At 70.0% G+C, this 24,842-nt stretch carries 27 protein-coding genes; 19 read left to right on the top strand and 8 right to left on the bottom strand.

The window, feature by feature from the left end:
- Positions 1-48: 48 nt before the first annotated feature.
- From J2Z79_RS01150 to J2Z79_RS01135, 4 genes are all read left to right on the top strand, one after another.
- Positions 49-399: a hypothetical protein gene (locus J2Z79_RS01150; protein ID WP_209464997.1), complete on the top strand. Its 351-nt coding sequence runs from the start codon at positions 49-51 to the stop codon at positions 397-399.
- Between the two features lie 13 nt (positions 400-412).
- Entirely contained in the window at positions 413-1,558 is a 1,146-nt protein-coding gene (metX, locus tag J2Z79_RS01145; protein WP_209464996.1) for a homoserine O-acetyltransferase MetX, read from the top strand.
- A 198-nt stretch (positions 1,559-1,756) separates the two neighbouring features.
- Entirely contained in the window at positions 1,757-3,022 is a 1,266-nt protein-coding gene (locus J2Z79_RS01140; protein ID WP_209464995.1) for an aspartate kinase, read from the top strand.
- 182 nt (positions 3,023-3,204) lie between these two features.
- Positions 3,205-3,681, top strand: a complete 477-nt coding sequence (locus J2Z79_RS01135) for a DinB family protein (RefSeq protein WP_209464994.1) — start codon at positions 3,205-3,207, stop codon at positions 3,679-3,681.
- Positions 3,682-3,736: 55 nt separating this feature from the next.
- Here J2Z79_RS01135 and J2Z79_RS01130 read toward each other — a convergent pair whose 3' ends face one another.
- From J2Z79_RS01130 to J2Z79_RS01120, 3 genes are all read right to left on the bottom strand, one after another.
- On the bottom strand, positions 3,737-4,600 hold the full coding sequence (locus J2Z79_RS01130) for a hypothetical protein (protein WP_209464993.1): 864 nt from the start codon (positions 4,598-4,600) through the stop codon (positions 3,737-3,739).
- A 61-nt stretch (positions 4,601-4,661) separates the two neighbouring features.
- Positions 4,662-5,675, bottom strand: a complete 1,014-nt coding sequence (locus J2Z79_RS01125; RefSeq protein WP_342589390.1) for a cytochrome d ubiquinol oxidase subunit II — start codon at positions 5,673-5,675, stop codon at positions 4,662-4,664.
- 6 nt (positions 5,676-5,681) lie between these two features.
- Positions 5,682-6,986 carry a cytochrome ubiquinol oxidase subunit I gene (locus tag J2Z79_RS01120; RefSeq protein WP_342589389.1) on the bottom strand — a complete coding sequence of 435 codons (1,305 nt, stop codon included), beginning with the start codon at positions 6,984-6,986 and terminating at the stop codon, positions 5,682-5,684.
- Positions 6,987-7,115: 129 nt separating this feature from the next.
- On the opposite strand from J2Z79_RS01120, the gene J2Z79_RS01115 reads away from it, so the two are divergent.
- The 3 genes from J2Z79_RS01115 (at position 7,116) to ndk (ending at position 8,443) form a co-directional block, all read left to right on the top strand.
- Positions 7,116-7,382 carry a hypothetical protein gene (locus J2Z79_RS01115; protein WP_209464992.1) on the top strand — a complete coding sequence of 89 codons (267 nt, stop codon included), beginning with the start codon at positions 7,116-7,118 and terminating at the stop codon, positions 7,380-7,382.
- 73 nt (positions 7,383-7,455) lie between these two features.
- Positions 7,456-7,890: a VanZ family protein gene (locus tag J2Z79_RS01110; RefSeq protein WP_209464991.1), complete on the top strand. Its 435-nt coding sequence runs from the start codon at positions 7,456-7,458 to the stop codon at positions 7,888-7,890.
- 100 nt (positions 7,891-7,990) lie between these two features.
- The gene (ndk, locus tag J2Z79_RS01105) at positions 7,991-8,443 is read left to right on the top strand and encodes a nucleoside-diphosphate kinase (RefSeq protein WP_209464990.1); all 453 of its coding nucleotides are present in this window, start codon (positions 7,991-7,993) and stop codon (positions 8,441-8,443) included.
- Between the two features lie 76 nt (positions 8,444-8,519).
- Here ndk and J2Z79_RS01100 read toward each other — a convergent pair whose 3' ends face one another.
- Positions 8,520-9,308 carry a LysM peptidoglycan-binding domain-containing protein gene (locus J2Z79_RS01100; RefSeq protein ID WP_209464989.1) on the bottom strand — a complete coding sequence of 263 codons (789 nt, stop codon included), beginning with the start codon at positions 9,306-9,308 and terminating at the stop codon, positions 8,520-8,522.
- 93 nt (positions 9,309-9,401) lie between these two features.
- On the opposite strand from J2Z79_RS01100, the gene mtnP reads away from it, so the two are divergent.
- The 4 genes from mtnP to J2Z79_RS01080 all read left to right on the top strand — a co-directional run bounded on the left by mtnP (position 9,402) and on the right by J2Z79_RS01080 (position 13,194).
- Complete coding sequence (mtnP, locus tag J2Z79_RS01095; protein WP_209464988.1) at positions 9,402-10,196, top strand: S-methyl-5'-thioadenosine phosphorylase; 795 nt, start codon at positions 9,402-9,404, stop codon at positions 10,194-10,196.
- A 12-nt stretch (positions 10,197-10,208) separates the two neighbouring features.
- Positions 10,209-11,474 carry an adenosylhomocysteinase gene (locus tag J2Z79_RS01090; protein ID WP_209464987.1) on the top strand — a complete coding sequence of 422 codons (1,266 nt, stop codon included), beginning with the start codon at positions 10,209-10,211 and terminating at the stop codon, positions 11,472-11,474.
- Positions 11,475-11,477: 3 nt separating this feature from the next.
- Positions 11,478-12,404: a sugar phosphate isomerase/epimerase family protein gene (locus tag J2Z79_RS01085; RefSeq protein ID WP_209464986.1), complete on the top strand. Its 927-nt coding sequence runs from the start codon at positions 11,478-11,480 to the stop codon at positions 12,402-12,404.
- Positions 12,405-12,648: 244 nt separating this feature from the next.
- Positions 12,649-13,194 (top strand): GNAT family N-acetyltransferase, encoded by a 546-nt coding sequence (locus J2Z79_RS01080; RefSeq protein WP_209464985.1) that lies wholly within the window; start codon positions 12,649-12,651, stop codon positions 13,192-13,194.
- 61 nt (positions 13,195-13,255) lie between these two features.
- Here the strand turns inward: J2Z79_RS01080 and J2Z79_RS01075 are convergent, their stop codons facing one another.
- Together J2Z79_RS01075 and J2Z79_RS01070 are read right to left on the bottom strand one after the other, a co-directional pair.
- A complete protein-coding gene (locus tag J2Z79_RS01075) occupies positions 13,256-13,912 on the bottom strand; it encodes a lysophospholipid acyltransferase family protein (protein WP_209464984.1) in 657 nt (218 codons plus the stop codon).
- Positions 13,913-13,940: 28 nt separating this feature from the next.
- Positions 13,941-15,044: a glycosyltransferase gene (locus tag J2Z79_RS01070; RefSeq protein ID WP_209464983.1), complete on the bottom strand. Its 1,104-nt coding sequence runs from the start codon at positions 15,042-15,044 to the stop codon at positions 13,941-13,943.
- A gap of 230 nt (positions 15,045-15,274) precedes the next feature.
- Here J2Z79_RS01070 and J2Z79_RS01065 point away from each other — a divergent pair, with 230 nt between their 5' ends.
- Together J2Z79_RS01065 and J2Z79_RS01060 are read left to right on the top strand one after the other, a co-directional pair.
- Positions 15,275-16,585: an amidohydrolase gene (locus J2Z79_RS01065; protein WP_209464982.1), complete on the top strand. Its 1,311-nt coding sequence runs from the start codon at positions 15,275-15,277 to the stop codon at positions 16,583-16,585.
- 32 nt (positions 16,586-16,617) lie between these two features.
- A complete protein-coding gene (locus J2Z79_RS01060; protein ID WP_209464981.1) occupies positions 16,618-17,568 on the top strand; it encodes an aldo/keto reductase in 951 nt (316 codons plus the stop codon).
- Between the two features lie 61 nt (positions 17,569-17,629).
- Here J2Z79_RS01060 and J2Z79_RS01055 read toward each other — a convergent pair whose 3' ends face one another.
- Positions 17,630-18,187, bottom strand: coding sequence for a potassium channel family protein (locus tag J2Z79_RS01055; RefSeq protein ID WP_209464980.1), 558 nt, complete (start codon positions 18,185-18,187; stop codon positions 17,630-17,632).
- Between the two features lie 133 nt (positions 18,188-18,320).
- Here J2Z79_RS01055 and J2Z79_RS01050 point away from each other — a divergent pair, with 133 nt between their 5' ends.
- From J2Z79_RS01050 to J2Z79_RS01035, 4 genes are all read left to right on the top strand, one after another.
- A complete protein-coding gene (locus tag J2Z79_RS01050) occupies positions 18,321-19,388 on the top strand; it encodes a TolB family protein (protein ID WP_209464979.1) in 1,068 nt (355 codons plus the stop codon).
- Between the two features lie 17 nt (positions 19,389-19,405).
- On the top strand, positions 19,406-19,978 hold the full coding sequence (locus J2Z79_RS01045; RefSeq protein ID WP_209464978.1) for a metallophosphoesterase: 573 nt from the start codon (positions 19,406-19,408) through the stop codon (positions 19,976-19,978).
- Positions 19,975-20,187: a metallophosphoesterase family protein gene (locus tag J2Z79_RS01040; RefSeq protein ID WP_209464977.1), complete on the top strand. Its 213-nt coding sequence runs from the start codon at positions 19,975-19,977 to the stop codon at positions 20,185-20,187. Before J2Z79_RS01045 ends, J2Z79_RS01040 begins: the two co-directional genes overlap by 4 nt.
- A 64-nt stretch (positions 20,188-20,251) precedes the next feature.
- Positions 20,252-20,599, top strand: a complete 348-nt coding sequence (locus J2Z79_RS01035) for a YlbF/YmcA family competence regulator (RefSeq protein WP_209464976.1) — start codon at positions 20,252-20,254, stop codon at positions 20,597-20,599.
- A gap of 21 nt (positions 20,600-20,620) precedes the next feature.
- Here J2Z79_RS01035 and J2Z79_RS01030 read toward each other — a convergent pair whose 3' ends face one another.
- Positions 20,621-21,346 carry a 2-phosphosulfolactate phosphatase gene (locus J2Z79_RS01030; protein WP_209464975.1) on the bottom strand — a complete coding sequence of 242 codons (726 nt, stop codon included), beginning with the start codon at positions 21,344-21,346 and terminating at the stop codon, positions 20,621-20,623.
- A 99-nt stretch (positions 21,347-21,445) separates the two neighbouring features.
- Between J2Z79_RS01030 and J2Z79_RS01025 the strand changes: the two genes are divergently transcribed.
- Together J2Z79_RS01025 and J2Z79_RS01020 are read left to right on the top strand one after the other, a co-directional pair.
- Positions 21,446-21,868, top strand: coding sequence for a hypothetical protein (locus J2Z79_RS01025; protein ID WP_209464974.1), 423 nt, complete (start codon positions 21,446-21,448; stop codon positions 21,866-21,868).
- A gap of 85 nt (positions 21,869-21,953) precedes the next feature.
- Positions 21,954-24,833, top strand: a complete 2,880-nt coding sequence (locus tag J2Z79_RS01020; protein ID WP_209464973.1) for a helicase C-terminal domain-containing protein — start codon at positions 21,954-21,956, stop codon at positions 24,831-24,833.
- The last annotated feature ends 9 nt before the right edge of the window (positions 24,834-24,842 follow it).

Raw genomic sequence — 24,842 nt, 5'->3', positions numbered from 1 at the left:
TGAGTGTTAGCGGCAAGTGTGCAAGGCGTCAGGGGAGGTAGTCGGTTCATGCAGTTCGTCCTGGGCGGAATCTCGTTCGTGGCGTTCATGGCGCTTGTCAGATGGGGGCTTGACATGAACTGGCCGCTGGCCGTCATCGCCGGCGCAGTCTGGTCGGTGGCCGTCACGTCGCTCGTGCGGGCTGCCCGCGACCGGCATCTGTCCCGGATCAGGATGAGCGGCTTCACCTGGCTTGCCGCGGTTCTGACGAACTTCGTCGCGCTGCTGGGCGTCCACGCGCTGGACCTGCCCACGCCTGAGTATAACTTCGCCGCCGGCATCCTCGTGCTCGCCGTCGGGGCCGCCAACGTTGCCCTGGGCATGCTCGGTGCGGCGGCGGTCGTGAAGCCGGAGAAATGAAGGGGGTGGACGGGTGGCTGCGGTGCCGGTTCCCACGCTGCTGTCGCACCGGCAGTACGCGCGGGTCGCGAGCTTTGCGGATCCCCTGGTCCTGGAGAGCGGGCGCACCCTGAAGGCGGTGACCCTCTGCTACGAAGTCTTCGGCCGGCTCAACCCCGAGGGCGACAACGCCATCCTCGTCTGCCACGCCCTCACGGGCGACAGCCACGTCGCCGGGCGCTACCGCCCGGACGATCCGAAGCCGGGCTGGTGGGACGATGCGGTGGGGCCCGGCAAGGCGCTGGACACCGAACGCTACTGCGTGATCTGCTCCAACGTCATCGGCGGGTGCCAGGGCTCGACCGGACCCGGCTCGGCCAACCCCGACACCGGCCGGCCCTACGGCCTCGACTTCCCCATCGTCACGCCGCGCGACATGGTGCGGGCGCAGGCCCGGCTTCTGGATCAGCTGGGCGTGCGGCGGCTGGTGGCCGTCGTCGGCGGCTCGCTGGGCGCCATGCAGGCGCTGGAGTGGGCCGCCACCTATCCGGACCGCATGCGGGGCGTCATCCCCATCGGCGGGGCCGGCCGTTTCCATCCGCAGGGCATCGCCTTCAACGAGGTACAGCGCCAGGCCATCCTGAACGACCCGGACTTCCGGGGCGGCCAGTACTACGGTACGCCGGGACCCGTGCGCGGGCTGGCGACGGCCCGGATGCTGGGCATGATCACCTACCGGTCCGACGAGTCCATGTGGACGCAGTTCGGCCGAGAGGTGCGCGGCGAGGGCAGCCCGCTGGACCGGGGATTCGGCGTGGCGTTCCAGGTGGAATCCTACCTGCACTACCAGGGCCAGAAGCTCGTGGAGCGGTTCGACGCCAACTCCTACCTCTACCTCACCCGGGCCATGGACCTGATGGACCTCGGGCGGGGCCGGGGCTCCTACGAGGCGGCACACGCCCTGATCCGGGCGAAGGTACTGGCCGTGGGCATCCGCTCGGACCTGCTCTTCCCGCCCTACCTGCAGCAGGAGACGGTCAACCTGGTGCGGGCGGCCGGCGGGTGGGCCGAGTACGTGGAGATGGACTCGCCGTGGGGGCACGACGCCTTCCTGGTGGACTTCCACCTGATCGAGGAGCCCATCCGGCGCTTCCTGGAGTCACTGGAGTACGACGATTGACGCATGGACGGGTTCGCGTGGCGGGTGTATAATCGACAGCGTTATTCCTCCATCTGTGCAAGGGAGGTGGGCTCATGGACGATTTGGGGAAAGCCGGCAAACGGCTGCTGCCGACCGCGAGGATGACGCGCGAAGCCCACCTCGGGGGTGAGTGAACCCGTTCAAGCACGCCAAAGCATAGAGGAGGAGAGGGCGCTCTTGGGTATTGTCGTGCAGAAGTACGGCGGCTCGTCGGTGGCCACCGCCGAGAAGTACCGCCGGGTGGCCAGGCGCATCGCCTGGCGGAAGCAGCAGGGATACGACCTCGTGGTTGTCGTGAGCGCCCCCGGCGACATGACCGACGACCTGATCGAGCGGGCGAAGGGCATCACGCAGCGCCCCTCGGCCCGCGAGATGGACGTGCTCCTTTCGACGGGCGAGCAGGTCTCCATCGCCCTGCTGGCGATGGCCCTGCACGAGCTCGGTGTGCCGGCCGTCTCGCTTACCGGCCCCCAGGCCGGATTCCGGACCGATGACAACCACCGGGCGGCGCGCATCCAGCACATTGACACAGCGCGGATCAAGCAGGAGCTGGCCGAGGGCAAGGTGGTCATCGTGGCGGGCTTCCAGGGGCTGGACGACCACGGCGACATCACGACGCTGGGGCGCGGCGGCTCAGACGCCTCGGCCATCGCCCTGGCCGCGTACCTGGAGGCGGAGGCCTGTCAGATCTTCACCGACGTCGACGGCGTCTACTCGGCTGACCCCCGGCTGGTGCCGACGGCCGGCCGCCTGGACGAGATCAGCTACGACGAGATCCTGGAGCTGGCCGCGGCCGGCGCACAGGTGATGCAGCTCCGCTCCGTGGAGCTGGCAAAGCAGTATGGCGTGGAGTTTGAAGTACTTAGCTCCCTCGCCCCGCTGCCCGATGAGGGCGGCGAGGAGCGGGGTACGAAGGTGGTGGCGCAGTTGAGCCCGAGCAACCCGCGCATCGTCTCCGGCGTGGCCGTGGACTCGAAGGTCGCCCACATCACGCTGGTGGGTCTGCCCGACCGGCCGGGCGTGGCCTTCCGGGTTTTCAAGGCGCTGGGCGACGCCCGGATCAACCTCGACATGATTGTGCAGTCCATCGGCACGGCCAACGGAGGCGGCCCGACGGCCGACATCTCCTTCACCTGCGCCCGGGACGACCTCGATCTGGCGCTGGAGGTCTGCAACAGCGTGCTGCCCGAGTTTCCCGGCGCCCGCGTGCTGTACGACACGGACGTGGCCAAGGTCTCCATCGTCGGCTCCGGCGTGGCGTCCAACTACGGCGTCGCCGCGAAGATGTTCGAGGCGCTGGCGGAGAAGGGGATCAACATCGAGCTGATCACCGGGTCCGAGATCAAGATCTCGTGCCTGGTGCGCGCCTCGCAGGCCGTGGAGGCCGTGCGGGCCGTGCACGACAAGTTCCAGCTGGGCAAGCTGGCGCCGGTGATGCAGTAACAGGGACGAGAGCGGTGCGGGCCTCCCTCCGGGGAGGCCCGCCGCTGCCACTGTACGCCCGGGCGTGCGGCCGCCGTGGAGGCGGCCGGGGCACCCGGAGACAGCAGGAAGATATGGCCTGCCTGCGGTAATACTCCAAATGGCGCGGAGATGGCGCGCCAGCATCACAGGAGGTGCGTAACATGAGTGACCTGCTGACGCCGGCGTCCCTGCTGGAGATGATGGAGGGCAACCGGCGGCTGACTTTGCGTGTGGCCGAGGCCTTCCCGGAGGAGAAGCTGTTCAGCTTCAAGCCGGCCGAGGCGCTGAGGCCCTTCGCCGACATGGTGAAGGAGTTCCTGGACATCGAAGAGGCCTACGTGCGGGGTATCGCCACGGGCGAGTGGGTGTTCGACGAGGAGAAGCGGGCCGGCATCAACACCAAGCAGGCGCTGCTTGCGGAGTGCGAGGCGGTGCGGCAGCGCACCCGTGAGCTGTGGCCCAAGATCACGGCTGAGCGCCTGCAGGCGGCGGAGGACGACGGCTTCTTCGGTCAGGGTGTGCAGACCAACCTGAGCCGCCTCATCTACGCCCTGGAGAACGAGATCCACCACCGGGGCCAGGGGTACATCTACCTGCGCATCCTCGGCATCGAGCCGCCGCCCTTCTACGTGCGGTAGAGAGAAGCGGGCCGACCGGGACGACCGGTCGGCCCGCAGTGCAATGCGCGGCGGCCTACGGCATCTTGGGCAGCAGGAAGAGCTCCGTGAGGCCGGATCCCGGGTAGCGCACTCCCCTGTAGATGAAGCCCTCCGCGTCCACGTGCACTTCCAGCGGCTCGCCGTTCACCCGGAAGGTGAGGGTGAAGGGTTCGACGGAGAGCGGATGGTACCCGGGAATCACCTGTGCGCCCACGAGCCGGCGCACCACGGTGTTCTTCCAACCGGTCATATCGCCCTTCCCGTCCACCTCCATCCGGTCGGCCAGGAAGAGGTAGGCCACGTCGGAGGGATCGAGCGGAGGAACGGGCAGGAGGCCCGCCGCCAGCCGGGCGACCTCTCCCCCGTGTACGGCCGAGCTGCCGCCCTCCCGCCGCAGGTACCGGTCGCCGCGGAGCCGAAGGGTCGCTCGCCAGTCCACTCCCTCCAGACGGATGGCGTACTGCGGGAATGGCGGGTCCAGCGGCTGGGGACCGGCGGCGTTGCTCGCCGGAAGCACCCCGGCGACCGCCTGGCGGAGCTGCTCGCGCTCTTCGGGAGTCAGCTCCCGCTCCATCCCGGGCAGGTCGACGAGTGCGAGGCGGACGGCGGCGGCCTCGCGCAGCGCCTGATTCAGCGACTCCGCCGAGAGCCGGAGGTGCTCGACGTAGGCGTACAGTCCCTGGTGGTACGGGAGCCGGTAGCGCATGTCGCCCAGGCGGAGTTCGTTGTTCCACACCTCCAGGGACAGGGACGACCCGTCGGGCAGGGTCGCCTCGATGCTCAGGCCGCGGTTGTCCGGTCCCCAGTCGGAGCGGGTCCCCTCTGACGCCCCGTCCGGCTCGATGCAGGGGAGCCAGGCCGTACTGGCCTGGCTCCCCTGCATCATTGTCTTTGGCACCAGCGTCCGGCAACCTCCCGTACCGGTTCGCGCTCCACGCATTCCAGGCGGTGTGCCGGTGTCACCCCGTCTCGGCCTTGAAGATGCGGAAGAGCAGCCAGAGCGAGGGCAGAAGCACCAGCAGGCCGAAAGGCAGGGTGTTCAGCAGGAAGCGGATCGAGGGCCCCGGCGCAGCGGCGGCCTGGAACGTGACGTCGGGGTAGATGATGTAGGGCCACTGGCCGGCGGCCCAGCCGCCGAGCAGCACCACCACCTCGGCCACGGCGGCGACCCGGGCCGTGCGGTAGCGCCGGGTGTACACGGCCGCGCTCGAGAGCGCGGCGAGCCCGGCCCCAGCCAGCAGCAGCGGGGCCGACGCCGGACGCGTGAACCGCTGCCAGAGCTGCGGCATGGCGGAGGGCAGGAGGGGCAGAAGCGCCGCGGCCAGCAGCGCAAGCAAGGCCCCGGCCCAGAGGGCCCGCCGGCGGAAGTCCTCTCGCAGGGCGCCGCCCGTCTCCACGGTGAGGAAGACCGCGGCCAGGTAGGCGCACATGGCCACGGTCAGGAGCCCCATCAGCAGCGAGACGGGGCTGAACCAGGTGAGGGCCGGGTCCACCTGCACGGCGCCGTCGGGGTAGAGGCGGATGCCGCCCCCCGAGATCGCCGCGGCGGCCAGCCCCAGCAGAAACGGCGTGACGGCCGAGGCCCCGCCGAAGACCCGGCTCCAGAGCAGCCAGTGCGGGGAGTCGGCCGGCGCTGCGGCGCGAAAGGCGAAGGCGGCCCCCCGGAGCACGATGCCCACCAGCACCAGGTGAAACAGCCCGAAGAAGGCGATGCCCAGGGCGCGGTACGCCGTGGGGAAAACGTTGAACAGGATGACGATCACGAAGATCAGCCAGACGTGGTTGGCCTCCCACACCGGGCCCATCGCCCGGGCGATGGCCATCTGCTGCTCCCGCCGCCGGGGACCGCGGGACAGCAGGTCCCAGATGCCGCCGCCGAAGTCCGCCCCGGCCAGGACGGCGTAGGCCAAGAGGCCGAGCAGCATCACGGCGGCAGCAGCCACCACGGGGTCGACTCCCATCCAGGGTGCCACCACGTCTTACCTCCCTTCGGGCGCTTCGTGGCTGAGCCGGTTGAGGAGGAGCACCAGAACGGTCCCCAGCACGGCGTAGAGCGCAGTGAATCCGAGCATCGACGCGCCCATGCCGCCCGCGGGGGTGACGGCCTCGGCGGTGGTCATTGCCTTCCAGACCGTCCAGTGCTGGCGGCCGGCCTCGGCGACCATCCAGCCCGCCTCCAGGGCCAGGTAGCCGAGGGGCGAGGCGATCACCAGCGCCCAGAGCAGCCGGCGGTCCGTCGCAACCCGTTCGGGGCGGCGCCAGCGGACCCAGGCGTACCAGAGACCGACGGCAACCATCGCCATCCCGGCACCCACCATGACCTGGAACGAGTAGTGGACCAGCGGGACGTTGGGCCACTGCTCCCGGGGCACCCGGTCGAGCCCCATCACCTCGGCGTCGAAGGAGCCGTGGGCCAGGTAGGAGAGGAGCCCGGGCAGTTCGACTGCACAGCACACCTCGCCCGTGGCCGGGTTGGGAATTCCCCCGATCAGCAGGGGCGCCCGGTCCCGGGTGACGAAAAGCGCCTCCATTGCGGCCAGCTTCTCGGGCTGGTTCCGGGCCACCACTTTGGCCGAGGCGTCGCCGGTGATGGGCATGGCCAGCGCAGCCAGGAGGCCCATCGCCATCGCGATGGTGAGCGCCTTCCGGCGCAGAGTGTCGGTGCGCCCGCGGAGCATCCCCCAGGCGTAGATGCCCGCCGCGGCGAAGCCGGTGGCCGCGTAGCAGGCGATGGTGGAGTGCAGCGCCATGACCGGCCAGTGGGAGTTGGCGAACAGGACCCACGGGTCGGCCTGCGCCGGGTCGGCGAGGAGCGTCTCGAGGCCCACCGGGTTCTGCATCCAGGCGTTGGAAGCTGTGACCAGCACGGAGGAGGCCGCCCCGCTGACCGCCACTGCCACGCTGGTGAGCCAGTGGGCCACGGGGTGCATGCGGTTGCGGCCGTAGAGGTAGAGCCCCAGGAAGATCGCCTCGGTGAAGAAGGCGTACCCCTCCAGCGCGAAGGCGGGTCCTATGGTTGTGCCGGCGAAGTGCATGAACTCCGGCCAGAGCAGGCCGAGCTCGAACGCGATCCCGGTTCCGCTCACGGCGCCGATGGCGAAGAGCACCGCCGTCGCCCTGGCCCACGTCTTGGCCAGCCGCAGGTACTCCGCATCGCCGGTGCGCAGGTGCAGGAACTCCGCCGTGGCAAGCAGGGCCGGCATGCCCACGCCGAGCGCGGCGAAGACCATGTGGAAGGCGAGGGAGTAGCCCATCTGAAAGCGTGCGGCGTCGAGGTGCGACACGTCGAGACCTCCCGAGCTGCTCATCTTGCTGGCGGGCGAGCCACCATTTGGGCCCAATGTGGGCGGGCGCCGGGGTTGCGCAGGGTGGGTAACATCTGAGACAATATAATGGAATTAGGGGGTGCGTGCATGAAGGAGCAGAACACCCGTATTGAGGTACACAGCCCGTCGGGTCGTCCTTACTTTATCGATGTCTCCGACGCAGGCTTTGTCTTCGTCTACGACGGGAACGGGCGCAGGATGCTGCGCGTCGCCCTGAAGGGGATCAGCGCAAAGGCGATGGTGAAGCGCATCCGGGAGAACATCGAAACCGGAGCGCCGGCGTATCTCGCCGGCTGGCCCCCGAAGGATGTGGACCGGATCCTCACGCAGCACGCCATCGCATGCGAACGGTGACGACGATAAGCGCGGGGCGCTGCCGCAGGCGGCGCCCCGTACTGTCATCTCTGCGGAAACGGGGTCTGACCTGATGCGTCTCGCTCTGCGCATGGTACCTGCCCTGCTCTGGATGGCGCTCATCTACCGGTCGTCGGCCACCCCGGACCTGCGGGGCCTCCCCCTGGTGCAACGGCTGGGGCTCCTGCCCCACGACCTGTCACCCGAGGCGGCCTGGTGGCTCGAGATGCTTCTGCGCAAGTCTGCCCACATGGTCGCCTACGCTATTCTGGCCGTGCTGCTGGCCTGGGCCCTCTCCGCCCGCCTCCCGGGGCGCACGGCCCTCCGGGCGGCGCTGGCGACGGCTGTGCTCTACGCCGTCAGCGACGAAGTGCATCAGGCGTTCGTGCCGACGCGTGAGGGCCGGCTCCTGGACGTGGCCATCGACGGGGCAGGGGCGGTCCTGGGCCTGCTCCTCCTGCGGCCGCGGCTGCCGACAGGGGCCCGTGCGCCGGCGCGGCCGCAGTAGCCGCCGCACTTCTCTCCTTGCCAAAGATTCCCCCTTTCGGTACAATCACTACGGCATCTTATGGGGAGTGCCCACGTCTTGAAGGGGGAAACAGATACACATGGAGCGCAGCTTTGTTATGGTGAAGCCCGACGGCGTCCAGCGGGGACTGGTGGGCGAGGTCATCAGCCGGCTCGAGCGCCGGGGCCTGAAGCTCGTGGCCGCCAAGCTCATGACCGTCTCCCGGGAGCTGGCCGAACAGCACTACGCCGAACTGAAGGACAAGCCCTTCTTCCCCGGCCTGATCGACTTCATCACCTCCGGCCCGGTCATGGCGATGGTCTGGGAGGGGCCCAACGCCATCGCCACCATCCGCAAGACGATGGGCGCGACCAACCCGGCCAACGCCGAACCCGGCACCATCCGGGCCGACTTCGCCTGCGACGTCTCCTACAACGTCGTCCACGGCTCCGACGGTCCCGAGAACGCCGCCCGCGAGATCAAGCTCTGGTTCGGCGAGGTCGAGGCGTCCTGGACCCGGTCGGTGGACCGCTGGATCTTCCCCGAGCGCTAACCGCCAAAGACGCGCCGGCGCTGGTGACGCATCTCCGTCACCAGCGCCACGTGCTATGTCCTGCTCCCCGCCGGCGCTAGTCCGGGGATCTGGCGCTCCGCCGGCCGGGGATGATCAGCACCTGTCCGGGCGTAAGCTGATACGGCTCCTCCAGCTTGTTGGCCCTGGCGATGGCCCCGGGCGAGGTCCCGAACTTGCGGGCCAGCCGCCAGAGGCTGTCGCCCCGCCTGACCGTGTAGACGGTCTGGCTTTCCCGGGGGAGGAGGGAGCAGGGGACGTAGACGTCCACGTAGCCGTCCTTGGTGGCCGTCACCACCTCGCCCGCCGAGGTCGGCCGCGCGGCCACCAGTCCGCCCACGTAGAGGCGGCCCAGCTCCTCCAGGCGGCTCTCCCGGCCCACGGCCATCACCTGAAAGAGATACATCGTCTGCGCTCCCGAGGCGCCGGCGATCACCTCGGCCCGACCGTCGTCGTTCACGTCATCCAGGCTGAGGGAGCGGAAGTAGGCGTTGGGATACAGCAGCGTCTGGCACAGGGCCACCAGGCCCGTGGGCGTGAGGGCGTAGAGCAGGATGTTGTCACGGGTCCCCACGGCCACCGTGCCGGGTCCGGTCGGGTCGACCTGGCCCACCGCCAGCGAGAGGGCGTCCCTGGGCAGGGCCGCCTCGGCCAGCAGGGCGTAGGTGTCGCCGGTCCAGTGGTAGACCTTCAGCTCCCGCCCCGCGCAGGCGACGATCTCGGGCACGCCGTCCAGGTTCAGGTCGCCCGTGGTCACCAGGAGCAACCGCCCCAGGCCGCCGCCCCGCCACCGCCGGTAGTACTGGTTCTCAACGCCTCCTTCGCCCTGAGTTCCGTGCTCCGCCATCCGGGCCCCACCTCGCATACAGCAGTAGGGGCTCCTGGATGTTTCAGCCCCTGTGGTACCAGCTTATGTCATCAGAAAGGTGGGCGTGCGCACATGACGCAGAAAGTTCGGCTCGCCATCATCGGCGGCACGGGTGTCTACGACCCCCGCATCCTAGAAAACATCCGGGAAGAGGTCATCACCACCCCGTACGGGCAGGCCATGGTCCGGATCGGCACCTACCAGGGTGAGCCCGTGGCCTTCATGGCGCGCCACGGCGTGAACCACTCTGTGCCGCCGCATCTCATCAACTACCGGGCCAACATCTACGCCCTGAAGATGCTGGGCGTGGAGCGGGTGATCGCCACCACCGCCGTGGGCTCCTGCAACCGGAACATGAAGCCCGGCGACTTCGTGGTGGTGGACCAGTTCCTGGACTTCACCAAGGGGCGGATCTCCACGTTCTTCGAGGGCGGCGAGTCCGGCGTGGTCCACACCGACGTCACCGAGCCGTACTGCCCCGAGATCCGCAGCGTGCTGATCGCCGCGGCAGAGGAAGTCGGCATCCCCGTCCATCCGGCGGGCACGTACGTCTGCACCGAGGGGCCGCGCTTTGAGACCGCGGCGGAGATCCGCATGTTCGGCCAGCTGGGCGGCGACGTGGTGGGCATGACCAACGTGCCCGAGTGCGTGCTGGCCCGGGAGGCGGGCCTCTGCTACGCCACGGTCTCGATGGTGACCAACTTCGGCGCCGGCATCTCGCCCAACCCGCTCACCCACGAGGAGGTCCTCGAGGTGATGGCGGCCAACGGCGAGAACCTGAAGAAGCTGCTGTTCACCACGCTGAAGCAGATTGCCTCCGAGCGGGGCTGCACCTGCCACCGCAACAACACGGCCCTGAAGGTGTAGGAGGTGACGGGCGTGCAGAGTAAGGTATCGGCCTCGACCCTGCGGGATCCCGGCCTCGCGCCGAGCGGCCACCAGAAGATCGACTGGGTCCGGGCCCACATGCCCATCCTGAACCAGCTGGAGAAGGAGCTGGGCGCGACCCGGCCCTTTGCCGGTCAGCGGGTGGCGATGTCGATCCACCTGGAGGCGAAGACCGCCTACATGGCGCTGGTCTTCGCCGCGGCCGGCGCGGAGGTCTTCCTCACCGGCTCCAACCCGCTCTCCACCCAGGATGACGTGGCCGCCGCCGCGGCCGAGCGGGGCGTCACCGTGCACGCCTGGCACGGGGCGACGGCGGAGGAGTACACGGAGCACCTCGTCCGCACGCTGCAGGCCGCCCGCCCCACGCTCCTGCTGGACGATGGCGGCGACCTGACCTACCTGCTCCACACCAGCCACAAGGAGCTGGGCGAGGGCCTCATCGGCGGTTCGGAGGAGACCTCCACCGGCGTGCAGCGGCTCCGGGCGATGGAGGCCGAGGGCGTGCTGCGCTTCCCGATGGTCGCGGTCAACCACGCCCGGATGAAGCACCTGTTCGACAACCGCTACGGCACAGGCCAGTCGACGATGGAGTCGATCATGCGCAACACCAACCTCTCCATCGCCGGCAAGCGGGTCGTGGTGGCCGGCTACGGCTGGTGCGGCAAGGGCGTGGCGATGCGGGCCCGCGGGCTCGGCGCGCGGGTGATCGTCTGCGAGGTTGATCCCGTGCTGGCCAACGAGGCGCTGATGGACGGCTTCGACGTGATGCCGATGATCCGGGCGGCGGCCCTCGGCGACATCTTCGTCACGGTGACCGGCTGTGAGAAGGTGATCCGCCGGGAGCACTTCGCGGTGATGCGCGACGGGGCGATCCTCGCCAACGCGGGCCACTTCGACGTGGAGATCTACAAGCCCGACCTCGAGGCCTGGGGCGGGAAGCCGGTGCGGGTACGGCCCAACGTGGACGCCTACACCGGGGCGGACGGCCGCAGGCTCTACCTCATCGGCGAAGGGCGGCTCGCCAACCTGGCCGCGGGCGACGGCCATCCAGCTGAGGTGATGGACCTCTCCTTCGCCGTGCAGATCCTGACCCACCTCTGGCTCCTGGAGAACCGGGGCAAGCTGGAGAAGCGGGTGGTCCAGGTGCCGGCCGAGATCGACGCGCGGGTCGCGGAGACCCGGCTCCGGGCCCTGGGCGTGGAGATCGACCGGCTGACGCCCGAGCAGGAGCAGTACATCAAGTCCTGGCAGGTGTAAGCCATGGCACAGCTCTTCGTGCCGCTGCAAGGCGCCTTCGGCCGCATCGCGGGCTCCGGCGTCAACACCTACGGCGAGTCGCTGGAGCGCCCCCAGTGGCAGGGGGCGGAGATCGGCCTCTGCGACACCATGCCCGACCTGCTGGGCGCCATCGCCGAGGCGGAGTACTACGAGTGGGTGATCGGCACCCACCATCCCACGTACCGGGAGGGGGGCCCGGCATGGTGCCGGTTCCTCGACCCGGACGTTACCGTGCGGGCAGAGGCGCTGGACGTGGCATACAGCGCCGCACAGGCCGCCCACCGGCTGGGCGCCCGCTACATCCTGTTCCACTTCCCGTGGCCGGCGCTGCAGATGCCGGGGGTGGACTACGCCGCCCTCGGCTGGACCTTCAAGGACGCCGACCCGCTGCCGCTGGACGCCTGGCCCGATGAGGCCGTCCTCTACGACTGGAGCCGGCGCTGCTTCGAGCGCTTCGCCGAGATCCAGGAGCGGGAGCGCATCGGGGTGGTGCTGGAGATCGACGGCCCCAACCCCTACTTCTTCGACGGCGAGCTCTACAGCCGTCTGTTCCAGGAGTACCCGAGCCTCTCGATCTGCATCGACACCGGGCGCCTGGGGCTCCTGGCCCGGACCCACGGGCAGGACCCGGTTGCCCTGGCCCGGCGCTGGCTGCCCTGGGCGCGGCACCTGCACCTGAACACCTCGCGCTGGGACGAACACGGCCGGTTCCGCAGCCACCTGCCGACGAACGCGAGCCACACGGCCGACCGCTGGCCCTCCGTGACCCCGGCGGCCGACATCGCCCGGATGGTGGTGGAGGCTCACCCCCGTGCCATCGTGGTGCTGGAGCACGACCCCCGGGCCGTGCCGCCGGAGGAGCTGGAGGCCTGCCACGCCTGGGCGCAGGAGCTGGTGGCTGAGCCCTAGCTGGTCCGCCCCCCTCGGCCTTCGTGCCGGGGCGGGGCGGTTTTCGTGCCGCGTCCGGCCCTGGCACTCGCCAGTTGGGACTGGCAGGAATCGGGGTGGAGGTTGCCGGACGGCGGACCTGCGCGCACCTGGACACCGGATCCTCGGTGGATGCGCCAGGGTCGGGCGACCGGGCCGGCTTTGCCCGGGGAGGCGCTGAGCGCGCCCTGCGGACAGAACGCAGAGAGGGAAGGGTGACAGAGCCGTGCTGATCCGTCAGGCATGCGAACTCGACGCCGAGGGGATCGCCCGGGTGCACGTGGACGCCTGGAGGAGCACCTACCGGGGCATCGTCCCTGACGACGTGCTGGACGGCCTCTCTTACGAGAAGCGGCAGGAGCGGTGGAACGAGATACTCCGGACGGCGGAGCAGTCCCGCCACCACATCTGGGTCGCGGCGGATCTCGGCCGCATCGTGGGTTTCGCCGACGGCGGCCGGGAGCGGGAGGGCGACCCCCAGTACACGGGCGAGCTTTACGCGATCTACATCCTGCCGGAGTACCAGCGCAAGGGAACCGGGCGCGGGCTGCTGGGCCAGATCGCCGCCAGGCTGGTGGAGGAGGGCCACGAGGCTGCGCTGGTCTGGGTGCTGGCGGACAACCCGTATCGCCGCTTCTACGAGCGCATGGGGGCCGTTCCGGTCAGGACCAAGGAGATCACCATCGGCGGGACTCCGCTCACGGAGGTCGCCTACGGCTGGCCTGACCTCCGCCAGCTGGTGCGGAACATCCGGCAGTCGTGGTCGGGATAGCGCGGGCATAAGGCAAGCCACTGCACGCCGGCAGTGGCTTGCGTGATGTTGTGCGCTGTTTTCAGCAGCCGTGTCCGCCGAGCCGCTGCTGGAGCAGCCCGATCAGCTCGGCCGTCTGGGCTTTCCGGTCCCGGTCGTCGGCGAACGTCACCGGCTCGCAGACGGTGATCGTGCGCGCCGCCCGGTCGATGTAGAGCGGCACGAAGGGAATGTGCCGGCCGGTGGCCTTGTGGTAGAACCGGTCGATGCTGAGGAACCCGTCGTACAGCTCGGAGACCTCGGCGTCCGTACTGGCGTAGTCCCGGTCGGGGAAGATCAGCAGCCGCTCCCCCTGTTTCAGGGCCGCGGTGCTCTCCCGGAAGGTCTTCAGCACCTGGGCCGAGCCGCGGTAGACGGGGATCACCCGGGCGGAGCGGTAGAGCGCCGTCAGGCCGTAGGAGGCCAGCCAGGCCAGGACGGTCGCCTTCCAGCGGGGCCAGCCGTACCGGGCGCCGAACGTGATCTCCCGGAGGTGCTCGCAGCACGCCCGGCGGTCGCCGAAGACGTGGAGCCCCCACGTGCGGACCGGAACGGGCAGCCAGAGGAGGTTCAGCACGATCCCGTAGATATCGGCGTGCCGGCAGAGGTAGACCCCTGGCGCCACCAGCCGCTCCGGATGAACGACGCGGTAGCGGGGCGTGAAGCGGCGCAGGACCGCCTGGCAGAACCGTACCAGCATTCCGTAGGGCATCGTTCGCTCCCTCGATTCAGCGGTGGGTCCTGAACAGCCAGCGGGGGTGGATCTGGTAGCCCACGATGGCCAGGGCCACGTCGGCGACGAGCTTGATCCAGACCGCCGTCCACCCCGTGACGCTGTGCACGGCGAGCACCACCAGGTAGGAGGCCAGCATCTGTCCGGCCGCGAGCAGGTAGAACTTGACGGTGGCGTCGGTCATGTTCCGCTCCGTGCGCACGCGGAAAAGCCAGTGGAGCAGAAGCCGCGCCAGCGAACCTGTCCAGGCGCTCACGACGCACGCCGCCAGGATCCGCGCCGCGTCGCCGACGCCCTTCAGCCAGGCGAGGTCGACCCAGGCGAAGGCGGCCAGCGCCAGGACGGATGAGATTGCGCCCGCCAGGGCGTACGCCCCCAGGTGGCTGATCAGCACCTTGAAGATGGGCCAGGAGTCCCGCAGCGTGCGGTAGTGGGTGCCGGCGTTCCTGTCGAAGTAGAGGGTCTGGATGGGCATCTCCGCCATCGGGATGCCGCGCTTCATCGCCTGCACCAGGCAGTTGGTCTCGTACTCGAAGCGGTCCCCCGCCACCTCGGTGGCCCACCGCCAGAGGCTGGCCGGCAGGGCCCTGAGACCCGTCTGGGTGTCGCGCAGGTAGCGCCCGTAGAACAGGTGGAAGGCCCCGCTGGTCAGCCGGTTGCCGAAGCGGCTGCGCGCCGGCACGATCTCCTGGTTGAAGTCGCGGATGCCCAGCACGTAGGCGTCCGGGTGCTCGTGGGAGGCCCGGGCCATGCTGCAGACGTCCTCCACCGCGTGCTGGCCGTCCGCGTCGACCATGATCACGCGCCGGTAGACCTGCTGCCAACCCTGCTGCAGGCAGTGGCGGAGCGCCGTCTTCAGGGCCGCCCCCTTGCCCCGGTTCACCTCGTGGCGCAGCACAACGCAGTCCCGCAGCTCAGCCAGGGCGGCGAAGATCCCGGCACAGGCGGGGCTGCTGCCGTCGTCCACCACGACGATCTGGCTGAACCCGCGCGCCCGCAGGTCGTGGACGTACTTCACCAACGCCTGTGCGGGCTCCAGGGCCGGGATGATGATGATGCTGCTTGCGCTGTGGGGACTCGCTGCTTCGGCAGAGTTCAAGTGCAGTTCACGCTCCCGTTCACCTCGCGAATTCGGGTCTCGGCCGGTCAAGCCTGTGAACAATGTTACTTCGCACTGCGGTGCGGCCGTTCCTGCATCCGGACCGCCCCGGTGGCCGGCTGCACCCACACCCACACCTTGTCCCAGGGTATGGTATCCGGTACAATCACCCTGTAGTTGCTTGCCAACGGCCTTGGCCAAAGATGGTGCGCATGAAGGGGGAGACTGGCATGGACCGGATTCTGATTGAGGGCGGCACGGTGCTCACCATGACCGGACGTGCGGATGTGTTTGCCGATGGCGTCGTGCTGGTGGAGGACGGCCGTATCGCCTACGCCGGGCCCCGGGAGGGGGCACCCGCGGCGCCGGAGGCCCGCCGCATCGACGCCGCGGGCAAGATCGTCATGCCCGGCATCGTCAACACCCACTGCCACGCCGGAACGACCCTGATCCGGGGCTACGGCGATGACCTGCGGCTGATGGAGTGGCTGGAGACGAGGGTCTGGCCGGCCGAGGCGAAGATGACCGCTGAAGACGTCTACTGGGGTACGGCGCTCGCGGCCTACGAGATGCTCTCCGGCGGCATCACCACCTTCCTCGACATGTACTTCCCCGCCGACCCGGTGGCCAGGGCCATCCAGGACACGGGGATCCGGGGCATTGTGGCCCGGGGCATCATCGCCGTCGGCGGGCCGTCCGAGGCGCTGTCCCGCCTGGAGGAGAGCCGGGAGGCGTTCCACCGGTGGAACGGGAAGGCCGGCGGCCGGATCACGTTCATGGTCGGCCCGCATGCCCCGTACACCTGCCCGCCCGACACGCTGCTGGCCTGCGCCGAGCTGGCGGACGAGCTGGGCATCGGCATCCACATCCACCTCTCCGAGACCGCCGGCGAGGTGGAGGAGGCCCGCAGGCAGTGGGGCAAGACCCCCATCCGTCACGTGTACGACCTCGGCCTGATGAAGGGCCGCCGCGTCGTGGCCGCCCACTGCGTCCATGCCGACGACGACGACATCGCCATCCTGGCCGAGACGGGCACCGGCGTCTGCCACTGCCCGGTCTCCAACCTGAAGCTGGCATCCGGCCGCACGCCAGTGAGCAAGATGCGCCGCCGGGGGGTGGCCGTGGGGTTCGGCACCGACGGCGCCTCCTCCGAGAACATGCTCCACATCCTGGGCTCCGAGATGCGGATCGGCGCCATCCAGGCCAAGGAGCTGGAGGGGGATCCTGCGCTGTTCACCTCCTACGACGCGCTTTCCATGGCCACCATCGAGGCGGCCCGGGTGCTGGGGATGGAGGCGGAGATCGGGTCGCTGGAGCCGGGTAAGCGGGCCGACATCATCCTGATCGACACCGAGCGGCCGCACCTGACGCCGAACCACGACATCTTTGCCCTGGTCGCCTACTCGGCGCTGCCCAGCGATGTGGCGATGACCATGGTCGACGGTCGCATCGTCTACGAAAACGGCCAGCTGACCCAGGCTGACGGAAAGGAGATCCTGGCCCGGGTGCGCGAGGCGGCGGCCCGGGTGGTGCAGGCGTAAGCGCGACGGGCTGAACAGGAGGGAGTCGCACCATGGAATACCGCAACCTTGGCCGCAGCGGTCTCAAGGTCTCGCAGATGGCGCTGGGCACAAACGCATTCGGCACCCGCAGCGACGAGAAGACGGGGATCGCCATCGTCCACGCCGCGCTGGACGCCGGCATCAACCTTATCGATACCGCGGACATGTATGGCAGCGGCGAGTCAGAGCGGATCATCGGACTGGCCCTCAAGGGCCGCCGCTCCCAGGCCCTGATCGCCACCAAGTGCTGGTTCCCCACCGGCGACGGCCCCAACGACCGGGGCACCTCCCGCAAGCACATCATGGACGCGGTGGACGCCTCGCTGCGGCGCCTGCAGACCGACTACATCGACCTTTACCAGATGCACAACTGGGACCCGACCACCCCCATCGAGGAGACGATGCGGGCCCTGGACGACCTGGTGCGGGCCGGCAAGGTGCGCTACATCGGCTGCTCCAACTTCGCCGGCTGGCAGGTCGTCAAGGCCAACGCCGTCGCCGACCGGTACGGCTGGGCCCGGTTCATCTCCAACCAGCCCGAGTATTCCCCCGCCAACCGGAGGATCGAGCAGGAGGTGATCCCCGCCTGCGAGGCCGAGGGGGTCGGGCAGATCGTCTACTTCCCGCTGGCCGGCGGCCTGTTCACCGGCAAGTACCGGCGGGGCCAGGCGCCGCCGGAGGGTTCCCGGGCGGCGACGCAGGGTCCGCGGTTCGCCCAGCGCTGGCTGACGGACGCCAACTTCGACTTGGCCGAGGCCATCGAGGCGGTGGCGGCGGAGGCGAGCGTCACCCTGCCCCAGCTGACCCTCGCCTGGGTCATGGCCCGCCCCGGCATCACGGCGGCCATCGTCGGCGCCAGCCGGCCGGAGCAGGTGGCGCAGAACGTCTCCGCCTGCACGGTGCAGGTCCCCCGGGAGGCGCTGGACAGGGTGACCGCACTCTCGGAGCCGTTCACCCGGTAGCCGGCCCTTCCCTCTGCGGCGCTTGCTGTGCACCGGTCGGGACCTGCCCGGCCGGTGCGCTTCATTCTGCCCGCAGCCGGTGGAAAAGGGCCGCGAAGAGGATCGTGGCGAAGAGCAGCCCGCTGAGGCTGGTGACCATGGCGAGCACCTTGCCCAGCGGGGTGCCCGGGATCACGTCGCCGTACCCGCCCGAGGCGAAGGTGAGCAGGGTGAAGTAGGCCACGTCCAGGGCGGTGGCGGGCAGGCCGCGCCACTCGAACGTGCGGGGAAAGACCAGCTGGGCCGAGAGGTTGAGGAGCACCAAGTTGCCCAGGGTGTTGAAGAGCCACCGCCCCGTTGTGCGCACCTGGGCCACCGGACCCGTGCGGGCAACGGGGCGGTAGAGCAGCTGGTAGACGCCGCTGTAGCTCTCCCACAGCCCGACTGCTGCGGCCGCGGCGGCCAGGGCCGACGACCAGCGGGGCTCGTCGCCCAGCAGAACCAGGAGCAGGAGGCCCAGCAGGGCCATCACGGCCGGCCGCACCAGGGTGTGGCTCAACCGGTCCCCCCGGTCCGCCCCCAGCCAGAGCGCCGCGGCGATCAGGCCGCCCGCGCCGGCCACCAAGAGCAGGTGACGCATCGCCCATCCTCCGATCCCCCGACGGGTCAGGCTGTCCCACCTGTTCCATACGCCGGGAAGCCCCCGTTTCATGCTTGGTGTACTAGCCCCCCCGCCTCCGGAATAATCCAGTGAGGACGGGGGGGCGACAAGCATGCAGCGCATCCGGCGCGCGGTGGCGGGCAGCGCACGCCCGCAGTCCATCTATCCGGTGATTGCTGGCGGTCCACACCTGCACGGACTGCTCCTGCTCCTCGGCATGGTGCTCCTGTTCCGGCTGCTGCTGGCCGGCGACCTGGCGCGCCTTGCGGGCGGCAGCGTCCCGGCGGCGGGGGAGGCGCAGGAGGGTGCTGCGTCCGAGGGACCCGGGGGCGAGCTCGCCGCGCACCTCACCCCGGTGACCCAGGGCGCGGCGATGGACGGGTTCGCCGCCTGGTCGCCGGACGGCAAGGCGATCGCCTTTATGCGCGACGGGCAGATCCTGCTGGCACCGGGTTCGGGCAGACCCGTTCGGGTGCTGACCAGCCAGCCGTCGTCCTGGGACGCGGGACCCGCCTGGCGGCCGGACGGGCGGAGCCTGGCGTTCGTCCGGCTATCCACCCGTGACAGCCTCTCACAGGTGATGGAACTCACCCTGGATGAGGGCGGCCGGCCGGCGGGGCCGCCGCGCGTGCTGGCCCGGGAGCCGGGCGCCATCGGCTACCTGGCCTGGGACCCGACCGGCAGCGCACTGTACTACACCACCTCTGACCGCATCGTCCGGGTGACGGGTCCGGGGAAGCGGGAGGTGGTGTTTCGGGCGCCGGAGGGCTGGGAGCTGATCTCCGGCGGGCTGGCGGTCAGCCGTGACGGCCGCTGGCTGATCTTCGGCGGTGGGCCGCGTCGTGCCAGCGGGGTGGAGTACGACCTGTACCGGGTCCCCGCAGGCGGAGGGGAGCCCGAGCGGCTGACCACCGAGGGCGGCATCATGCCCGGTCTGCACCCGGGCGGGCAGCTGGTCGCCTACCGCAACCCGCGCACGGCAACGGGGATCTACCTGCTTAACCTGGCCACAGGCACCGCGGAGCGGCTGCTGGCAGACGACCCCAGGGCGATGTACTTCCACCCGCAGTTTTCGCCCGACGGGCGGCGGCTGCTGGTCTCCCGCCTGCTCCTGGCGCCCCGGAAGGAGCGGGGGCAGGGGGGCTTTACGTCAAACATATACGTGTACGACCTGGACTGAAGGCAGGAGATGGCGCAATGGGCGAAACGGACCCGCGTCCGCTGGCCGGGCGCATCACCCGCAGGCAGCTGCTCCAGGCCGGGCTGGTGGGAGCCCTCGGACTGCTGGGCTGGGCGGGTGTCGAGCGGACGATGCTCTGGGTGGAACGGGTGGCGGTTCGGGTGGCTGCACCGACCGGCCCGTTCCCCCCGCTGCAGGTCGCCCTGCTGACCGATCTGCACGTCGGCCACTGGGCAACCCACCGGCTGGCGGAGCGGGGCGTGGCCAGGACGAACCGTCTGGCGCCGGACCTGGTGCTGCTGGGCGGCGACCTGATGCACGACGACATCTCGGATGGTGAGCTGCGGGCGACCGCGCGCACCCTGGCCGGACTGCGTGCACCCCTCGGCGTATACGCGGTGCTGGGCAACCACGACTACGGCGCCGGTCCCGCCCGCGTGCAGGCGGCACTGGAGGACGCGGGAGTCTTCGGGCTGGTGAACGAGGGACGCAGGCTCCCCCTCGGCCCCGGGAACCTCTGGCTGGCTGGGCTGGACGACTGCTGGGAGGGTCGGCCCGACCGCTGCTCAGCCGCTTCGCCCTGCAGTTGAGCGGGCACAGCCACGCCGGACAGGTTCGCCTGCCGGGCGTGGGGGCGCTGCACTACCCGCCCCTGGGGCGGATCTACCCCGAGGGGCTGCAGCAGGTGGAAGGGATGGCGCTGCAGGTCTACACCAGCAGGGGCATCGGCGTGTCGGGCCCGCCCGTCCGCTTCCTCTGCCCGCCCGAGATCAGTCTGCTCCGGGTGGCCGGCGCCTGAGGGCCCGCCCTGAAGGGAAACCCCTGCCCTGGGCGAACACTAGCTTTCTGGAGGTGTCGCGACAATGGTCAACGTGTACGATCACGCCCACAGCCTGGCCCGGGCGCTGAAGGAGAGCCACGAGTACCGCAGCTTCGTCGCCGCTCGGGAGAAGATCAAGGGCAAGGCATCGGCCGAGAAGATGATCGAGGACTTCCACAAGCGGCAGCTGGAGCTGCAGGCCCAGGTGCTCCAGGGCAAGGAGCTCACCCAGGAGCAGAAGGAGGGGCTGGAACGGCTCTACAGCGTGCTGTCACAGGACGTGGACATCCGCGACTACCTGATGGCGGAGCAGCGGCTCGGCACGCTGCTGAACGACGTGTACAAGATCATCAGCGACGCCGTGGACGTGGAGCTGCCGAGGGCGAAATGACGCCGGCATGCCGGTGCCGGATCAATCCGGCAGCACCACCTGGCCCTCGGTGAAGACGGGCAGGATGGTGAGCCTGCCCAGCTGGGCGCAGAAGAGCAGGTCCTCCTGCAGGCCCAGCTTGGCGAGCCGCTGCCCGTGCTCGGAGAGGTGGACCAGGTCCCCCAGCCTGCCGTCGTACTCGCGGAACAGGTCGCGGGCCACCACGCCCATGTCGTTGGTCTCCACGGGCGCCCCCGCCGCGGCCAGGAAGTGGAGGATGGCGCCGGCGCAGGCGGTGTCCTCCAGCGAGAACTGGTCGTGGGTGCCGGCGCAGCAGATGGCCACGTCCTGCTCCAGCCGGGCCAGCTCCCTGGCCACGGCCGGCGCGTTGAGCAGGCAGGCGATGTAGACCCGGTCGGCCCCCGCCGCCCGCCGGATCGCCCGCGTGCCGTTGGTGGTGGTGAAGAGGATGGGCCTGCCCTTCACGCGCGCCTCTGTGTACTCCAGGGGCGAGTTGCCGTAGTTGAAGCCGGGGATCAGCACCGCCTTGCGCTCGCCGCCCAGCAGGAACATCCGGTCCGGGTTGTCCGCGGCCACCTGGAAGGCCTCCTCCGGGGTGAGGATGGGCACGACGGTGTCTGCACCGTTGGCCAGCGCCGTGCAGATGGTCGTGGTCGCCCGCAGCACGTCGATCACCACGGCCACCCGGCCGGCCAGGTCCTCGGCGGGCGGGATGTTGAGCACGGTCGGATAGACGTCCACACGCATGGGTTCAAACCCCCCGGAGAGTGTGATCGGTCACCTCATTATACCCCCTGGGTACCGCAGGGGCCATCCGGGCAGTAAGTGCTAGGGAGGGGTCTGCCTATGCCGCGCTGGGCTCGGTTCCTGTGCTGTACGGTCACCGGACAGCTGCTCTCCTTCGCGGGTGTGCTGCTGGCGGCGGGGGCCGTCGAGCAGGCGCCCCGTTTCTGGACTGCGCTGCAATCCTTCGCCGGCACGCCGGCCTTCTGGTCCCTCTTCACGGTGTACGGGGCCGTCGCTGCGGCGTCAGTCCTGGCGGCCCGGGCGCTGGTGAACCTGTACGGGCTGCCGGCGCCGGCGGCCGGCCTCGCAGCCGGGACCCTGCTGGCGCTTTGCTACGTGGCCGCACTGACGGGGGCCAACCTGACCTGGTGGGGCGGCTGGGCCGGCGCGTGGACGCGCCTCTGGCCGGCCGCCGCCTGGTTCGCCCTGCCCTTCGCCGGGGCCGGTTCCCTGGCGAACTGGCTCTGGGAGCGGCTGGACTAGTCGTGGGTGTGCGGCGGAGGAGATGCGGGCGGCGGACTCGAAGTGAAAATGGATGGGTATGCACACAGAAAGGGGGACAGCCCGCATGGGGCTGCGCTCCTTCGTCGCGATAGATGTGGAGACCACCGGTACATCGCCCGAGCGGGACCGCCTGATCGAGGTGGCCGCCGTCCGCTTTGACGACGGCGTCGAGACGGCCTCGTTCTCCCGCCTGATCGACCCCGGGTGCCCGCTGCCGCAGCGCATCCAGAACCTGACCGGCATCCATCCGGGGATGCTGCAGGGCAAGCCGCGCTTCGAGGAAGTGCTCCCGGAGTTCGCCGAGCTGGTGGGCGACCTGCCGCTGGTGGCGCACAACGCCCCCTTCGACGTCGCCTTCCTGCAGGCCGCGTTCGCCCGGGCCGGCCGCAGCCTGCCCAACTGGAGCTACGACACGGCCGAACTGGCCCGTGTCGCCCTGCCGCGCGCCAAGAACCACCGCCTGGCCACGCTGGCTGACCTCCTGGAACTGCCGCTCACACACCACCACCGGGCGGAGGACGACGCCCGCGCTTGCGGCCAGCTCTTCCTGGCCCTGCTGGAGCGTATCAGCCGCATGGACGTGGGGCTGCTGCGCCTGGTGCTCGCCCTCGGGGAGCCGGCGGGCTGGTCCCTGGCCCCGCTCTTCCGGGCGGAGCTGGAGGCCCGCGAGGCCAGAGGCGAGCAGCCCAAGCCCATCATGGAGTGGATCCGGCCCTTCCCGGGGCAGCTGCACCGTCCCGACGAGGAGCCCGCCCTCGACGAGCCGGTCCCCATCGACGCGGCGGAGGTCCGGCGCGTGCTGGGCGCCGGCGGGGTCATCAGCGATGCCTTTCCGGCGTACGAGCATCGCCCGCAGCAGCAGGAGATGGCCGAGGCCGTCACCCGCGCGTTCAACGAGGGCGCTCACCTCCTGCTGGAGGCCGGCACCGGCACGGGAAAGTCCCTGGCCTACCTGGTCCCGGCGTTCGCCTGGGCACGCACCAACGGCGAGAAGGTGGCCATCTCCACCCACACCATCACCCTGCAGGAACAGCTGTGGGAGAAGGACATCCCGTTCCTCCAGGCGGCCCTGGCCGGCACTCCGCTGGACGGCGTCCAGGCCGCCCTGGTCAAGGGCCGCAGCAACTACATCTGCCTGCGGAAGTGGGAGGACGCCGCCACCGGGGCGGACTTCCTGACCTCCCCGGAGGAGCGGCGCTTCCACATCCGGCTGGCCGGCTGGCTGGCCGAGACGGAGACCGGCGACCGGTCGGAGCTGAACCTCCTCGGCGACGAGGAGCGGTTCTGGCGGGAGGTGCAGTCCGAGACCGAGACCTGCCTGGGCCCGGGATGCAGGTGGTTCCGCAGCCACTGCTTCGCCTTCCGCGCCCGGCGCCGGGCGAAGGACGCGCAGGTTCTGGTGCTCAACCACGCCCTGCTGTTTGCCGACATCGCCACGGGGAACCAGATCCTCCCGCCGTTCCGCCAGCTGATCATCGACGAGGCCCACCACCTGGAGGCCGTGGCCACGCAGAACCTCGGGGTGAACCTGGAAAACTGGGACATCCTCGGGGCGCTGCTCTACCTGTTCCGCGCCGCGGGGCAGGGGCTGCTGCCGCAGCTCCGGCGCAGGCTGCCGCGGGGCCGGTCCATCCCGGCCAGGCCGCCCGTGGGCCTCCCCCACGAGGACATGATGGACAAGCTGGTGGAGCTGACCCTGAGCTGCCGTACGGCCGCCGAGGAGCTCTTCCGCCTCTGCGCCCAGCTGGTGGAGGCCAGGGGCGGCAGCGACGAGGAGGGGAACGCCCGCTCCCTTCGCCTCACCGACGCAGTGCGCACAGGTCCGCTCTGGGAGGCCCTCGAGCAGGCGCGCGCGAACGCCGTCCACCGGCTGCGCACGCTGGCCGGCGGGCTGACGGCGCTGCTGGAGTCCCTCGAGACCCTGGAGCCGCCCCTTCGGGACGCAGATTCGATACTCGTTGACATTCAGAAGCAGAATGGTATTCTAATGCAAAGTGCCCAAGCCATCGAGGAGGTCCTGCTCCGCCCCGGGGAGGGCGAGGTCGCCTGGATCGAGTCGGCCCAGCGGGGCGACCGGCTCCGGGTGGCGCTCCGCTCGGCGCCCATCAATGTGGGCGACCTGCTGCGGGCGGAGCTCTTCGGGCGGCTGCGCTCGGTGATCATGACCTCGGCCACGCTCTCGGTGGGCGGCTCCTTCGATCACCTGAAGCACCGCCTGGGCCTGGCCGGGCTTCCCTCGGACAGGCTGCGGGAAGGGGTGCTCTCGTCGCCCTTCACCTACCGGCAGCAGGCGCTGCTGCTGGTGCCCGAGGACCTGCCGAACCCCAAGGAGGGCGGCGAGTTCACCCGGGCGACGGCGGACTTCCTCCGCAGGTTCCTGCCCCGGGCGGGCGGGCGGACCCTGGTCCTCTTCACCAGCCACCGCCAGCTGCGGCAGGTCTACGCCGAGCTGAAGGAGGAGCTGGAGGGGGAGGGGCTGCTCCTCCTCGGCCAGGGGCTCGACGGCTCCCGCGGCCGGCTGGTCGCCGAGTTCCGGTCGGCCCAGAACACCGTGCTCTTCGGCTCGGCCTCCTTCTGGGAGGGCGTGGACATCCCCGGCGACGGCCTGACGACGGTGATCATGGTGCGGCTGCCCTTCAACCCGCCCGGCGACCCCGTCATGGAGGCCCGCATGGAGGACCTGGAGGCGAGAGGGCTCTCCAGCTTCGCCCACCTCAGCCTGCCCCAGGCGGTCATCCGGTTCAAGCAGGGCTTCGGCCGGCTGATCCGAACCCGGTACGACCGCGGGGTGGTCATTGTGCTGGACACGCGGCTCTCGCCGCGGGTGACCCGCTACGGCACGCAGTTCCTGCGCTCGCTGCCCGGCCCGTCGCTCTACATGGGTCCCACCGAGCGGGTACTGGACCGGGCGCTGGCCTGGCTCAATATGGCTGTCGACGGCTGACGGGCGCAG

Origin of the sequence: Symbiobacterium terraclitae, from assembly GCF_017874315.1 — a bacterium.
Classification (GTDB): domain Bacteria; phylum Bacillota; class Sulfobacillia; order Symbiobacteriales; family Symbiobacteriaceae; genus Symbiobacterium; species Symbiobacterium terraclitae.
Note: the sequence above shows the minus strand (reverse complement) of the source record. Positions and strands in the feature narration are given on the sequence as shown.

Coding starts and splice junctions, on each gene's coding strand:
- J2Z79_RS01085 (WP_209464986.1), top strand. CDS start 11,478: ATGGCACAGCTCTTCGTGCCGCTGCAAGGCGCCTTCGGCCGCATCGCG.
- J2Z79_RS01075 (WP_209464984.1), bottom strand. CDS start 13,912: ATGCTGGTACGGTTCTGCCAGGCGGTCCTGCGCCGCTTCACGCCCCGC.
- J2Z79_RS01020 (WP_209464973.1), top strand. CDS start 21,954: ATGGGGCTGCGCTCCTTCGTCGCGATAGATGTGGAGACCACCGGTACA.
- J2Z79_RS01035 (WP_209464976.1), top strand. CDS start 20,252: ATGGTCAACGTGTACGATCACGCCCACAGCCTGGCCCGGGCGCTGAAG.
- J2Z79_RS01050 (WP_209464979.1), top strand. CDS start 18,321: ATGCAGCGCATCCGGCGCGCGGTGGCGGGCAGCGCACGCCCGCAGTCC.
- J2Z79_RS01060 (WP_209464981.1), top strand. CDS start 16,618: ATGGAATACCGCAACCTTGGCCGCAGCGGTCTCAAGGTCTCGCAGATG.
- ndk (WP_209464990.1), top strand. CDS start 7,991: ATGGAGCGCAGCTTTGTTATGGTGAAGCCCGACGGCGTCCAGCGGGGA.
- J2Z79_RS01100 (WP_209464989.1), bottom strand. CDS start 9,308: ATGGCGGAGCACGGAACTCAGGGCGAAGGAGGCGTTGAGAACCAGTAC.
- J2Z79_RS01065 (WP_209464982.1), top strand. CDS start 15,275: ATGGACCGGATTCTGATTGAGGGCGGCACGGTGCTCACCATGACCGGA.
- J2Z79_RS01115 (WP_209464992.1), top strand. CDS start 7,116: ATGAAGGAGCAGAACACCCGTATTGAGGTACACAGCCCGTCGGGTCGT.
- J2Z79_RS01110 (WP_209464991.1), top strand. CDS start 7,456: ATGCGTCTCGCTCTGCGCATGGTACCTGCCCTGCTCTGGATGGCGCTC.
- J2Z79_RS01045 (WP_209464978.1), top strand. CDS start 19,406: ATGGGCGAAACGGACCCGCGTCCGCTGGCCGGGCGCATCACCCGCAGG.
- J2Z79_RS01030 (WP_209464975.1), bottom strand. CDS start 21,346: ATGCGTGTGGACGTCTATCCGACCGTGCTCAACATCCCGCCCGCCGAG.
- J2Z79_RS01150 (WP_209464997.1), top strand. CDS start 49: ATGCAGTTCGTCCTGGGCGGAATCTCGTTCGTGGCGTTCATGGCGCTT.
- mtnP (WP_209464988.1), top strand. CDS start 9,402: ATGACGCAGAAAGTTCGGCTCGCCATCATCGGCGGCACGGGTGTCTAC.
- J2Z79_RS01135 (WP_209464994.1), top strand. CDS start 3,205: ATGAGTGACCTGCTGACGCCGGCGTCCCTGCTGGAGATGATGGAGGGC.
- J2Z79_RS01055 (WP_209464980.1), bottom strand. CDS start 18,187: ATGCGTCACCTGCTCTTGGTGGCCGGCGCGGGCGGCCTGATCGCCGCG.
- J2Z79_RS01025 (WP_209464974.1), top strand. CDS start 21,446: ATGCCGCGCTGGGCTCGGTTCCTGTGCTGTACGGTCACCGGACAGCTG.